This is a genomic window from Arthrobacter sp. UYEF36 (assembly GCF_040547025.1).
Classification (GTDB): Bacteria; Actinomycetota; Actinomycetes; order Actinomycetales; family Micrococcaceae; genus Arthrobacter.
The window spans coordinates 806019-819638 of the sequence record NZ_JBEPOX010000001.1 but is presented as its reverse complement, the minus strand read 5'-3'; the positions used below and the strand labels follow the sequence as shown (position 1 = coordinate 819638).

Genomic DNA, 13620 nt, shown 5'->3' with positions numbered 1-13620 from the left:
GTGTTAGCCGCGTTCAAGGAACGCCTCCTTTTCCGGATTGAGGTATTCGTCGATCGCCGCGGCGAGGACGGGGTGGGCGCCCAGTGACGGATCACCGCCCACGATCGCCTGCGCATCCTGCCGGGCCCGGGCGATCACGTCCTCGTGTTCAAGGACCCGCAACAGCTTCAGCGTGGACCGGCCGCCGGACTGGGAGGCGCCCAGGATGTCGCCTTCACGGCGCAGCTTGAGGTCCTCCTGGGAGAGTTCGAAACCGTCGGTGGTGGCCGCGACAGCGTCGAGCCGGCGTCGGCTCGGGTGGCCGGGTTCCAGCGTGGTGACGAGCAGGCAGGTGCCCGGCAGCCCGCCGCGGCCCACCCGGCCGCGCAGCTGGTGGAGCTGCGAGATGCCGAAGCGGTCCGCATCCAGGATCACCATCAGGGTGGCGTTATGAACGTCCACGCCCACTTCGATCACGGTGGTGGAGACCAGAAGCTTGGTCTGGTTGGCGGTGAAGGAGGCCATGGTTTCGGACTTCAGGACCGGGTCCTGCCGGCCGTGCAACGGCGCCACGGGCACACCGGACAGGGCGGGTTCGTCCCGCAGGAGTTCGACGACACCGGTCACGGAGGCCAGCTCGCGCGCCCCGCTCTCGCCGTCCAGGTCGGCGGCGGACGGTTCGGCCTCGCCGGGACTGAAATCGCCGTCGTCGTCCGAACCGATCTTGGGGCACACGATGTACACCTGATGGCCGGCGTCGATCTCTTCCCGGGCGCGGCTCCAGATCCGCGAGGCCCACGCCGGGTGCTCCGCGAGCCCGACGACATGGGTGGTGATCGGCGCGCGCCCGGCCGGCAGTTCGTCGAGGACGGACGTTTCGAGGTCGCCGAACACGGTCATGGCCACGGTCCTGGGGATGGGGGTGGCCGTCATGACCAGCAGGTGCGGGGGCTTGCTGGCCTTGGACCGGAGCACATCGCGCTGTTCGACGCCGAAGCGGTGCTGCTCGTCGACCACGATCAGGCCGAGGTCGTAGAAAGAGACGTTGTCGCTGAGCAGGGCGTGCGTGCCGATGACGATCCCGGCGGTTCCGGAGGCGGCGTCCAGCATGGCTTGTTTCCGGGCCGCGGTGGGCATTGACCCGGTCAACAGCGTGACCTGGACCGCGTCGGGGCCGAAGCCGCCCAGCATGCCGTCGCGGGACAGCGGCCCAAGCGTGCGGCGGATGGATTCGAAATGCTGCGCGGCGAGGACCTCGGTGGGGGCCAGCAGGGCGGCCTGTCCCCCGGCGTCAACCACCTGCAGCATGGCGCGCAGGGCCACGATGGTCTTGCCGGAGCCGACTTCGCCCTGGAGCAGCCGGTTCATCGGCGAGTCCTCGGCGAGCTCCGCGGCCAGGGTCTTCCCGACGGCGGCCTGGCCTGCGGTCAGGGTGAACGGCAGCTGCCGGTCAAAGGCGGTCAGCAGCCCCTCGGCGGCAGGCCGGCGGGCGGTGGCCTCCTCCGCGGCGAGCTGGGCGCGGCGCCGGGCGAGGGCGGACTGGAGCACCAGGGCTTCCTGGTAGCGGAAGCGGTCGCGGGCGCGCTGCCAGTCGGCGGGGGTCTGCGGGGTGTGGATGAGCCGGTAGGCCTCCGCGACCGCCAGGAACTTCTCCCGTGCGGTGATCTCCGCCGGCAGCGGGTCGGGCAGGGCGTCCAGGTCCGCGGTGTCCAGCAGCGTGGTGATGACCTTATGGATGGACCAGCTGGTCAGCTTGGCGGTCGCCGGGTACACCGGGATGGGCATGGCGGCGAGCTCCTCCGGGTCCTTCGCGTTGTCCGGGTCCTCGTCCAGCAGCAGGAAGTCGGGATTGGTCAGTCCCAGGGCGCCGCCGTAGCGGGTGATCTTTCCGGAGAACAGGGCGCGGCGGCCCGGCTGCAGCTCGGCCTTGGCCCGGAAACCGTTGAAGAAGCTCACCTTCAGGGTGCCGCTGCCCGTCCCGGTGCCCGGGGACGCGGAGTCGTCGGAAATTACGACGTCGGTCAGCGAGCCGCGGCGGGCGCGCATGGCCCGGGTGCTGCTGGAGACCACCCGGGCGATGAGGGTGACCTCTTCGTCGAGCGGAACCTCGCTGATGGGGGTGAGTTCGCCGCGGTTCAGGTAGCGGCGGGGGAAGTAGTCCAGCAGACCGCCGACAGTGGTGATACCGAGGTGCTTTTCAATGGGCGCCGCGGAGCGCTTGCCGATCCGGCGTTCCAGGCCGAGCCCCAGTTCGGCGACGCCCGGTTGGGCGTGGGCCGGATTAGCGTTCATGTCCGTCGGGGACCTGTCCTGCGGGTTCACGGGTACCGGCGTTGAGGGGTTCGGCGTCAGGCACAGCAAGCTCGCTGACGCTGATGTCCGAGGGTTCGCCGAGGGAACGGATCAGGGCCACGGCGGGCTCGGCATGCGGGACGTGGACGTGGACACGCCAGCGGTAGGCACCGGCGGCGTCGGCCGCCCCGCCGACCTGGCTCATGATGACGGAGTCGCCCATTTCGTCGAGCCGCTGGCGCATCATGGCGGCGTCGAGCGGTGACAGGGTGATGGTGCACATGACTTCCACGCCCTCATCCCGCGGCATGCCGGCGTGGATGTGCGGGTCCTGGACGTCGTAGCCGTGCAGTCCGTCCAGCAGTTGGTCCTGGAGTTCCTCGCCGAGGATAGCGGAGCGGAGGCAGTCCAGGATCAGCAGCATCCCGACGCCGCCAGCGTCCACCACGTGGGCGGCGTGCAGCGCCTCCAACTGGTCCTCGGTGCGGACCACGGCCGCGAGGGCGGCTTCCACGGCGGCATCGAGGGCCAGGCCCAGGGTGTGGTTGCTGTCGTCGCCGTCGTGCGCTGAATCCACGGCGGCCGCGGCGCGGGCGGCGGCTTCCATCACGGAGAGCATGGTGCCGGGAACCGGGTCGCTCAACGCGGACCAGGCCCGGAGCTGGGCGCGGTTCAGCGCGGCGGCCAGCAGCGGGGCGCTGAGCCGGGGGTGGCCGGCGAGGGGTTCGGCGGCGGCGCACAGAAATACGGCGAACAGCGTGCCGGAGTTGCCCCGGGCCTTTTCCATGGCGGCCAGGCCAGCCCGGGCGAGGACAGTGCCGACGTCGTTCTGGGCCGGATCCGGTGACCCAACGGAATGGACCGACGAATCGGCGGTGACCTGGGGGATCGCGGCGGTATCCAGGCAGTGAAGTGCCTGGGCGGCGGCGCGCACCGTGAGATACAGGTTTGTGCCGGTGTCGCCGTCGGCGACGGGGAAGATGTTGATGGCGTTCAGGCGGTCGCTGTGGTTTCCAAGCGTCGTTTCTGCCTTGCTCAACCACCGCTTCATCGCTTGCGCGTTGGCGGCAATTTTAGTCTGCAAAGTGATCCCATCCCACAGTGTCAACGGGCCTGCCCGCTATCTTGACGCCCGTGCTGTCCGTTGGTGCAGAGGCTTCTACCGAGCCTATCGCAGTGAAACCGTGAGGCAGCTGAAGACCTGGGGGGAAAGTGGCCAGCAGTCCATGGTCCTCCCCGCCGCCCAGGATCCAGGCCATCGGATCAGTGCCGAGCAGTCCGGCGGCGGGCAGAAGAGGAACCGCCAGTTGCTCCAGTACCGCCGCGTCCAGGTTCAGGACGGTGTGGCTCGCGGACGCCATCCGGTTGCCGTCGCGGACCAGACCGTCGGAAATGTCCATCATGGCTGTGGCGCCGGAATCTCTGGCCAGCGGTCCCCCCGCAAGGGGCGGCCGGGGCCGGCACTGGGTGTCCATCAGGGCACGCTGGTCCTTGGTCAGTGCCTCGACCGGGGTTGCCGATTCCAGCAGCGCGAGACCCGCCGCGGCACGGCCCACGGTGCCGGCCAGCGCCAGCGTGTCCCCCGCCCGGGCGCCGGAGCGCAGCACGGGTGACCCGCCGTCGAGGGTGCCGAGAATCGCCACACTGACAGCCAGTTCGCGACCCCGGCCGAGGTCGCCGCCGGCCACGGCACAGTCCGGGGCGCCCAGTTCCCGGATGCCGGCGCTGAGTCCGTCGGCGAAGTCCTCGACCCAGGCGACCCGGGTTTCCGGCGGCATGGTGAGGCTGACGACGAGGGACGTGGCGCGGGCCCCCATGGCATTGATGTCGCTGAGGTTCTGCGCGGCTGCCTTCCAGCCGACGTCGTAGCCGGTGGTCCGGTAGCCGTTGTTCCATTCGAGCCGGAAGTCCTGGTCGGCCACCTGGGTGTCGATGCTCAGGACTGCCCGTCCGTCCGGGGCGGCCACGATGGCGGCGTCGTCGCCCGGGCCCAGGATCAGGGACGGGTTGTGTTCCTGGCCGTAATGCAGGCGCGGGAAAATGCGTTCCAGGAGCTGGGATTCGGAAAGTTCCGCCACGGTCAGCGGCGCTTTGGGCAGGGGCGCTTTGGGCAGGGGCGCTTCAGTCAGGGGCGCTTCAGTCAGGGGCGCTTCAGTCAGGGGCGCTTCAGTCAGGGTCGCTTCAGTCAGGGTCGCTTCAGGCGGGGTCGCTTCAGGCGGGGTCGCTTCAGGCGGCGTCGCTCCAGGCGGCGTTGCTCCAGGCGGGGGGACAGTCTCGTGTTCAGGCACAGCCCTACGCTACCGCGAGGGGCAGACAACGGCGGAGGCTGGTTGTTGCGGGATGGCCTGGCAAAGCTGCCCTGGAACGCCGCGGTGGCCGCGTTTTCCCCGCTCCCTCACGGGCGTGCGAGACTCGTAGGCATGCCCCCGCCACTGCCCGCGCTGAACGCCGCACCCCGGCGTTTCCGCTGGGCCCTGGCGGCAGCTTCCGGCGCCGTGATGCTGTGGCTGGTGGTCGCAGTCCAGTTGTTCGTCAACGTGGATCCCTTGGGCGTGCACCGCACGGACGCCGTGATCATGCTGGGCGGGGCCGCGTCCGAACGCCTGCCGGTGGCGCAAAAGCTCCAACGCGAGCACAACGTTCCCGTGCTGGTCCTGTCCCATACGGACACCCTGGGCAATGCGGCGGCCGACGACATCTGCAACTCGGCCACGTTCCCCCGCCCCGAACTGGTCTGTTTCCGCCCCAGTGGCATGGACACCCGCAGTGAAGCAGTCATCATTGCGGACCTTGCTGACGCCAACGGGTGGAAGTCGGTCAGCGTCGTGACGTCCAGCTACCACGTCACCCGGGCCGGACGGCTGCTGAAGCAGTGCACGACGGCGGACGTACAGATGGTCGCATCCCACCCCGCGCTGAGCCCGGGGCAGTGGCTGCGGCGGTTTGTCATTGAAACCGGGGGCCTGATCGATGCGTCCCTGCGGCCGGAATGCACGGATCAGCGGACGGGAATGTAAGAATTGAAGGCGATCAGGCTGAGACCCTCAGCCTACTGACGATGTATCAAGGCGAGGAGGACCGGCTGTTGGATGATCCTGCCGAGGATGCTCCCCGCCCTGTAGCAGCCCCCCGCCACCTGCGGCGGCGTGCCTTCCACAAGGAGATTCCGGACACGCTCCTGGTTCCGGATGCGGCACCCCTGCCTCCGGCCCATCGAAGCGCGGCCCCAGCCAAGCGTGCTGCCGAGCTGGACCCCGACGACGAGGAAGTGGCCTACCGCCGCAAGCGCCTGACGGCGCTGGCAGCAGTCATCCTCGTCGCCGTCACCGTGCCCGCATTGATCATCGCCCTCCTGCTCCTGGGCTAGCCCCCGTCGACTAGTCTTGCCAAACCGCACCGCCCGCGTCTCTTGGGGGAACATCCATGCACAGCATCATGCCGATCTTCGGCACCAGGCCCGAGGCCATCAAAATGGCGCCCGTGATCAACGCCCTTGAAAGCTCACCGCATTTTCGCTGCATCGTGACGGTGACGGGCCAGCACCGCGAAATGCTGGACCAGGTCAACGAACTCTTCGGAATCGTTCCCGACCACGACCTCAATATCCTCCAGCAGGGCCAGTCCCTGTCCGCCATCCTGACGCGGACCATCGATGGGCTGGAGAAGCTGTTCGCCCACACCCGGCCCGATGCCGTGGTGGTCCAGGGCGACACCACGACCTCCACCGCTGCCGCGATTGCAGCGTTTTACCACGGGATTCCGGTGGTGCATGTCGAGGCAGGGCTCCGAAGCGGTGACCTCCGCTCCCCCTTCCCGGAAGAGGCGAACCGGAAGCTCACCAGCCAGATCGCAAGCCTCCATCTGGCGCCGACGAGCGTCAGCAAAGGCAACCTGGTTGCGGAGGGAATCAGGCCGGAAGACGTCGTCATCACGGGCAACTCCGTCATAGACGCCCTCCTCACCACCGTGGGCAAGTCCGTCACCTTCACCGACCCGCAGCTCGAGGACCTGGCGGCCAGCGGCAGGAAAATCCTGCTGGTCACGACCCACCGCCGGGAGAACCAGGGACACGCGATGCGCGGCGTGGCACGGGCGCTGGCCCGGATCGCCGACGCCGAGCGCGAACTGGTGATCGTCCTGCCGGCCCACAAGAATCCCGTGGTGCGCGAAGCGTTGCTGCCGTTACTTGAAGGCAAAGCCAACGTCATTGTGACCGAGCCTCTCCCCTACGGCGAGTTCACCCGGCTGTTGTCCCTGGCGCACTTTGTGGTCACGGATTCGGGGGGCGTGCAGGAGGAAGCTCCCAGCCTCGGAAAGCCCGTGCTGGTGATGCGGGAAAACACCGAACGGCCGGAGGCCGTCAAGGCAGGGACCGTGGCTCTCATCGGCACGGACGAGGACCGGATTTTTGCCGAGGTAACCCGCTTGCTCAAGGACCCCGAGCGCTTCGCCGCCATGGCGAACGCCGTCAATCCCTACGGGGACGGCGAAGCCGCCGGCAGAACCGTAGCGGCCATTGCAGAGCTTCTCGGCGTCGGATCCCGCATCGGCGAGTTCGCCGGCGGGTAGTGCCGCAACGCCCGGACGGCACGGGCTGGCCGGCTAACGCAGGGTTCGGGCAAGTTAATACAGAGTTAACGTAAGGTTGCTGGCTTTCTTGGGTGGGCAGGGGTCCAGCGGCTATGCTTGGCTGCGGGGGATGCTCACCTTGGCCCGTATTGCGGGACCGAGGCGCCCGCTCGAGTGATGCTACGGCTCGCCGCTCCCCGTCCCACAGCACACTCGTTGAAGAGGAAAACTAATGAAAATTCAAGCCGTAATTCTGGCTGCCGGAATGGGCACGCGCCTGGCGCGCCCGCACCCCAAGCCCATGACGGAACTCAGTGATGGCAGGACCATCATGCACCAGCAGGTCCAGAATCTGCAGAACAAGTTTGGCAAGAAGCTGCGGCTGACCATTGCGGTCGGTTTCAAGCTGGAGATGATCCTCGAACACGTACCCAACGCGTCGTTTGTGTACAACGAGAACTTTGACCAGACGAACACCTCCAAGAGCCTCTTGAAGGCAATCCGGAATTCCGCCAAGGGCGGTGTGTTGTGGATGAACGGCGACGTCGTCTTTGACCCGGATATCCTCGAGATGCTGCTGCCCTACATCCAGCGCGACGAGTCGTTCATCACCGTCGACATTTCCTCGGTTTCGGACGAGGAAGTTAAGTACACCACCGACACGGACGGCAAAATCCTGGACCTGTCCAAGATTGTCCCCGCCGACGTGGCCCACGGCGAGGCTGTCGGCATCAACTATGTCAGCTCGAAAGACAAGAAGAAGCTCCTCAAGCGACTGATTGAAGTCGATGACCAGGACTACTTCGAGAAGGCCATCGAACTGACCATCAAGCAGGACGAACTCAAGTGGACGCCCGTGGACATCAGCGATTTCTACGCCGTCGAAGTTGACTTCCCGGACGACCTGGTCAGGGCCAACGCAAGCATCTAGGGGCACCCGCAGAACAACCGGGCCCCGTATGGCGGACACCGTGCGTGACGCCACTGCCCAGCCGACCCCAACAGCAAAGGGCCACACCAGCAAGTGCGACAACAGGGCAGGATCCAAGTATCGCGACGGGACGCCATCAAGTGGTCACTCACTGGCGCGACCGGAGCCACCCTGTTGGCGCTGTCCGACTCCACCGGCACCGCCGGCTCCGGGCCTGCCGGTGGTGCGCACCTGAAATCATCCCCGGTGTCACCGCTGACGACCCTGGACGCCACAGTTGTCCTCGGTCCCCAGCCTGTTCCTCAACTGCCCTACCGGCGGCTTTCCCTGGGGCCGGCTCTCGCGACCCAGGTCCGTGAGGAGCTGTGCGAGCGCACCAGCAGTGCCGACACCCAGCGGACGGGGCTGGCTGCTTTTGGGCACCTGACGGATAGCCACGTCCTCGACGCGGCCAACCCGGGGAGATTGTCCTTCTTCTGGCAGTACTTCGACTTCACGGACGGGTTTCCGCCCTCGGGGTTGTTCCGGCCGCAGGACCTGCTTACCGTCCATGTGCTGGACGCGACAATCCGGAGGCTCAACGCCGTCGGACGCGGCCCCCTCAGTCAACGGCCTCTGGATTGCCTCGTCACCACGGGAGATCTCACGAACGCCTTTGCCCTCAGCGAATTGTCCGCTGCGGCCGGAGTGTTCAAGGGCGTCCCGGCAACATCGCACCCGACCGACAGGTACGAGGGTGTCCAGGATCACGGACCGGCCCCCCTCGAACTGTCCCGGCACATCTGGCACCCGGAACCCGAGCCCTCGCTCGCACCCCGGGATGACTGGAAAGCTGTTCACGGTTATCCCACAGTGCCGGGGCTTCTCGAGGCGGCTATTAGACCGGTAAACGCGGAGGGCTCCGACTTTCCCTGGTACGTCGGCGTCGGAAACCACGACGAAGCCGGGCGTTCAGGGGGGGATCCGGTCTCCGCGAAAACCGACTTCGTCGACACGCTCCGTATCGGCGACCGGCTTCCCATGCGGCTGCCTCCCGGCATCGACGAACTGGACTTTTGGGAAACAGTCGAGGACTCCAGCGCGAACGAACGCCGGACCCTCATGGCGTCCATGCCGTCGCGACAGGTGCAGGCTTCGAAGCTCCGCCGCGAGTTCAGCACGGCGGACTTCATGGAGTCCATAGCGGGGAACGGCCGGCGCGATGGCGGGGCGTCCGGCTTACGCCAAAGCCCCGACGGCCAGCCGTACTACACCTTTGACATATCGCCGCAGGTTCTCGGCGTCATGCTGAACACGGCGAGCCCCGACGGCGGCGCCAAGGCCGTGCTGGACGCTGCACAGGCGGCGTGGCTGGAGGAACAACTTGAGGGCGTATCCGGGAGGTCCTATGATCCGGAGGGCAACCCCTCCGCAAGGGATGTGGACGACCGTCTCGTGGTGTTGTTCAGCCATCACCCGCTGCCTTACTTCGACGAGGACACGCGTTCGCCGGGCAGCGGCGAGCCTCCCCTGGACCGCGCAGCCGTCCTGCAGCTCATCTCCCGATTTCCGAACGTGGTCGTCTGGCTGAATGGCCACACGCACAGGCACCAGGTGACACCACACACCCCGGAATTTGACCGGGGCGGTTTCTGGGAGATCACGACCGCGTCGCTCATTGATTATCCGCAGCAATCGAGAGTGGTTGAACTCCTGGACAACGGCGACGGCACACTATCCATTGCCGCAACCCTGGTGGACCATTCGGCGCCGGAGAGCGTCGTTCACGATGGAATCCACACCCCGGCATCCATGGCTGCCTTGAGCCTTGAACTGGTGTTGAACCGGCCGGGCCTCGACCTCGCTGAAGTGATGGGATCGGCCGGGGACCAGAACGTCGACCTGGTACTGCGGAAACCTTTTTGACCTTGGCCCCGCGGGCGTCTGGGCGCGGGGCCGTGCCACTATTGACGGAATGCGTAGGGCCAGTGGCACGACGCAGGTAGCGGCGGCCCACGGCGTCCAGCACCGCCATTGACTTGCAGCAAATGAGAAATGACACATCAACCACCGGTTGGATACAGACGAGGGAAGCGAATCCAAGAATGCCAGGTCCCAAGCAGAGCCAAGCAATAGCTGCGATGAAAGCTGCCGCTGAGAGAAATCTCCGGCGGGTGTGGCGGGCATTGCCCCCGGAGCAGCGGAAGCAGATCCGCAAGGTGGCGCACCCGGCCAGTGTGGCAAAGCTCCAGAGAACCGCCGCGGCGAAGCCCGTTGCGCCCCTGCAGCGGCCCCAGCTCGCCGTCATCGTCCTTCTGACCGACGACGCCGGCGACCCGGCCGTGACGTTGCGCAGCCTGGTGGGCCAAGAGCCAGCGGCCATGGAGATGATTGTCGTGGATACCTCGCTGGCCGGGCTGGGCCGGGGGCAGGTCCGGGACTTCGCCAAGCGGGACGGCCGGGTCAAGTACCTCGCGCTGGCAGGCTCCCGTGAAGAGGCAGCCCGTGCCGGCGCCGTCGCGCAGAGCCGGGCGCCCTATTTGATGTTCCTGAATGCCGGGGACGTCGTCGAAAAGGCAAGCCTGGATCCCATGTTCCGGTCCCTGCGTCAGACCGGCTCGTCCTTCGCCGTCGGTATGACCGGAATCGTCAAGGGCAAAACCAGCTCCACGCCGGCGTGGCAGCAGGACATCCATTCAGAACCTCGGCCGGCCGTGACTGTTGCGGAACTTCCGGGGATTCTGCGTGACGGCGCCCTCGGCAACAAGGTATTCGGGCGGGATTTCTGGACCTACGCCACCGCCGGTATCGCAACCGAGCGGGAGCACTGGCAGTACGAGGCCGTTCCCACCCTTTACTCCCGGGCCGACGCTTTTGACATCCTCGACGTCAAGGTCGTTTCCACCTCCGCGGACGCCTCCGTCCGGCCCCTGGCACGCGAGCTGCTCTGCCAGGGGCAGTACCTGAAGGACCGTCTCAGCAGGCTTGAGTCCCTCGCCGCCGGGTTGCGCCCCATCCTGGCCCCGGAGACCTTTCGGCGTGTGCTTTCCAATGAACTGGGCAACGGACTCTTCCGCTTCTACGAAGTAGTTCCCCGCACCGATCAGGCCTACTGGGAGATGCTCCACACGACGGTCGGCCGCCTCAGCGAAGGCCTGGAGCTGGACTGGGACGGCATCAGAATCCACAACCGGCTGATCCTCTCGGCTGTCCTTGCAGACCGGCGGGAGGACGTCGTTCGGATCTGCCACCACCGCAGCGACTACAACTCCAGCTTCCCCACCCAGGCCACCGGCTCCGTCCTGTTGGCGCAACCCAAGTATTTGGTCGAACTTTCCCATTATGACCCGGAGCTCCTGCCCTGCCGCGAGATCGACCTGCGGTTTGTCAGCAAAATGACGCACTTCGTCTGGCTGGCTGACGGCCGGCTGGAAATCGGCGGTCACGCGTACATCTCGTCTGTGGATCCCGTCGAGGGGAACCTCTCCATCCTGGCGTCCCTGGTGAACGCCGACGGCGGGGAGACGGTCCCGTTGGCGGTGCAGCGCCACACGGACCCGTCCATCGACTGGGAATCCAATGACAACTGGACCTCCTACGCCGACGCCGGATTCCGGACCATCATTGACCCGGCTGTGATGCTGGAAGGACTCGGGTCCGACGGCCCCTCGGAGTGGCATGTGCTGCTGACTGTCACTGCCGGCGGCAGGACCTTCGAGGCGCCTCTGACACGCCGGGACGCCAACGGCTCCACCGGCAGCCTGCCCGTAGGCCCCATGGTGGACTCATCCCGGATGGCCGTGGAAATGCGGCCCGCCACGACCGGCCTGACCTTTGTCCCGGTCACCCCCCTGTACGTTGCCACCTCACTGGAACTGACGGGAAGGGTCCTGAAGCTGACAGTTGAAGCCCACTCCGCCCCGGTGGCCGCAAAGGTCTCCCTCGAGTCGCCCAAGTTCGGCATCCGCGAGACGGCCACCTGCCTTGGCGTGGATGGCGCCACGGCGCTCTACGTCATCGATGTGCCCGACCTGGCAGCCGGCGCCGCCGCGACGGCCGAGTACGAATGGCGGCTGCGGCTGGACAGCGGTTTCAAAACCCCGCAGCCGGTTGCCTGGCCGGAAGGTTCCTCGGAGCTCGAAGCCCAGTCCGACCAGACCCGAAGCCTTAGGCTGGGCCTGACCGGATACGGGTTTGTGACGTTGAAGGAGCGCAGGACCCGCGTTATCGCTTCCTCCGTTGAGGTGTCAGCGGATCAGCGCACCCTGCGGATCGAGGGCACTGCGGATCTGCCCGTGATCCACGCTCCCCGTTTTGTCCTCTCCAGCGGGAAGGCAGTCATCCCCGCAACGGACGTCGCGCTGACGGTGCGGACCAACGACGGGAGCAACGTTTTTACGGCCGATTTCCTGCTGCCCCGGAAGCCGTGGGGCGGCGAGGAAGTGATGCCCGAGGCCGGCGCGTACAGTGTGCGCTTTGTCCCCCCGGGGGTCGCCGACCACCAGGGGTACTGGTTCCCGGCGTCGTCCGGGCTGCAAGCGGAGATGCCCCGGCGGATCGCGGCAGACCGGGTGGAAGTCGGCGTGAGCCGCACCCCCAAAAACGCTGCCCTGACCATCCACCTGCGGCCCCCCTTGGCAGCGGATGAGGTGGGACGGTTCGGCCAGCAGAGGCTGCGCACCCCCGTAACGGTGGGCGGTGAAGCCGAACTCCGGGACGCCATCCTGTTCATGTGCTTCGGCGGACGTCGCGCCACGGACAGCCCGCGGCGCCTGCTGGAGGAGTTCCAGCGCCGGGGAAGCCTGTGGCCCATGTATTGGGCTGTTGCCGATTTCTCGGTGCCGGTGCCCGCCGGAGCCGAGCCGGTGCTCATTGGTTCCCGGCGGTGGTACCAGCTCCTGACCGAGTCCAGGATTCTGATCAACAACAACAACTTCCCGTTCTACTTCCGCAAGCGCGAGGGACAGGTCTACATCCAGACCTGGCACGGAACACCCTTGAAGAAGCTGGGCAACGACGTCGCCCGCACGAACTTCTCGCTGTCCTACTGGAACCTCATGTGGCGCGAGGCGGAGTACTGGGATGCACTGCTGGCGCAGAACGACTACGCCGCCGGCGTTCTGGCCAAATGCTTCGGCTTTGACGGGCGTGTGGTCGCCGACGGCTATCCCCGCAATGACAGCCTCACCCGCGAACGGATGGAACAGGACCGGCCCGAAATCCGCCGCCGGCTCGGCATTCCTGCGGGCAAGACCGCGATTCTCTATGCACCCACCTGGCGCGACGACGCCAAAAACGCCTCGCGGCAATACGAAATGGTCACGTACCTCGACTTCGAGAAAGCCCAGCAGCAGCTCGGCGACGACTACGTTCTGCTCCTGCGCGGGCACCACAACATTGCCGGCCAGCGGCAGACGGCGGCCAACGAGTTTGTCATTGACGTGACCGAGTACCCGGAGGTCAACGACCTCTACACGGCCGCGGACATCCTGGTCAACGATTACTCATCCGTCATGTTCGACTTCTGTGTGACCGGCAAACCGATCATCTTCCTGACACCGGACATCGCCCAGTACCGCGACGAGACCCGGGGCTTCTACTTCGACCTGGAGGAAAAGGCGCCCGGCCCGCTGCACAACACCACCGAGCAAGTCGTGCGGTCCATCAAGAACATCTCGTCGGTTTCGCGCCGTTACGAGCCCAAGTATGCGGCGTTCGTGAAGATGTTCGCGCCGTACTGCGACGGGGACGCCACCAGCCGGGTCTTCGATGCGCTGTGGCCGGACGGGGCGGAACGTCCCCTGGCCCTGGAATCGGGCCCATCATCATCGACGCCCTCGGAGGGCTAAGCGGCCGAGGCCTCTACAACT

The 13620-nt window shown here is 66.6% G+C and carries 9 protein-coding genes; 6 read left to right on the top strand and 3 right to left on the bottom strand.

Annotated elements, in window-relative coordinates:
• Positions 1 to 3: 3 nt before the first annotated feature.
• The 3 genes from ABIB29_RS03800 to thiL are packed head-to-tail and all read right to left on the bottom strand — an operon-like array spanning position 4 to position 4355.
• The gene (locus ABIB29_RS03800) at positions 4 to 2271 is read right to left on the bottom strand and encodes an ATP-dependent DNA helicase RecG (protein ID WP_354170154.1); all 2268 of its coding nucleotides are present in this window, start codon (positions 2269 to 2271) and stop codon (positions 4 to 6) included.
• Positions 2261 to 3322, bottom strand: a complete 1062-nt coding sequence (locus ABIB29_RS03795; protein WP_354170311.1) for a DAK2 domain-containing protein — start codon at positions 3320 to 3322, stop codon at positions 2261 to 2263. The genes ABIB29_RS03800 and ABIB29_RS03795 overlap by 11 nt, the downstream gene beginning before the upstream one ends.
• Positions 3323 to 3344: 22 nt before the next feature.
• Positions 3345 to 4355: a thiamine-phosphate kinase gene (gene thiL / locus ABIB29_RS03790; RefSeq protein WP_502915543.1), complete on the bottom strand. Its 1011-nt coding sequence runs from the start codon at positions 4353 to 4355 to the stop codon at positions 3345 to 3347.
• Between the two features lie 336 nt (positions 4356 to 4691).
• On the opposite strand from thiL, the gene ABIB29_RS03785 reads away from it, so the two are divergent.
• The 6 genes from ABIB29_RS03785 (at position 4692) to ABIB29_RS03760 (ending at position 13599) form a co-directional block, all read left to right on the top strand.
• Positions 4692 to 5288 (top strand): YdcF family protein, encoded by a 597-nt coding sequence (locus tag ABIB29_RS03785; protein ID WP_354170152.1) that lies wholly within the window; start codon positions 4692 to 4694, stop codon positions 5286 to 5288.
• 41 nt (positions 5289 to 5329) lie between these two features.
• Entirely contained in the window at positions 5330 to 5638 is a 309-nt protein-coding gene (locus ABIB29_RS03780; RefSeq protein ID WP_354170150.1) for a hypothetical protein, read from the top strand.
• 56 nt (positions 5639 to 5694) lie between these two features.
• Complete coding sequence (gene wecB, locus ABIB29_RS03775; RefSeq protein ID WP_354170148.1) at positions 5695 to 6840, top strand: non-hydrolyzing UDP-N-acetylglucosamine 2-epimerase; 1146 nt, start codon at positions 5695 to 5697, stop codon at positions 6838 to 6840.
• Between the two features lie 232 nt (positions 6841 to 7072).
• Entirely contained in the window at positions 7073 to 7771 is a 699-nt protein-coding gene (locus ABIB29_RS03770; protein ID WP_354170146.1) for a phosphocholine cytidylyltransferase family protein, read from the top strand.
• Between the two features lie 174 nt (positions 7772 to 7945).
• On the top strand, positions 7946 to 9676 hold the full coding sequence (locus tag ABIB29_RS03765; protein ID WP_354170144.1) for a TIGR03767 family metallophosphoesterase: 1731 nt from the start codon (positions 7946 to 7948) through the stop codon (positions 9674 to 9676).
• A 215-nt stretch (positions 9677 to 9891) separates the two neighbouring features.
• Positions 9892 to 13599, top strand: a complete 3708-nt coding sequence (locus ABIB29_RS03760) for a CDP-glycerol glycerophosphotransferase family protein (protein ID WP_354170142.1) — start codon at positions 9892 to 9894, stop codon at positions 13597 to 13599.
• The last annotated feature ends 21 nt before the right edge of the window (positions 13600 to 13620 follow it).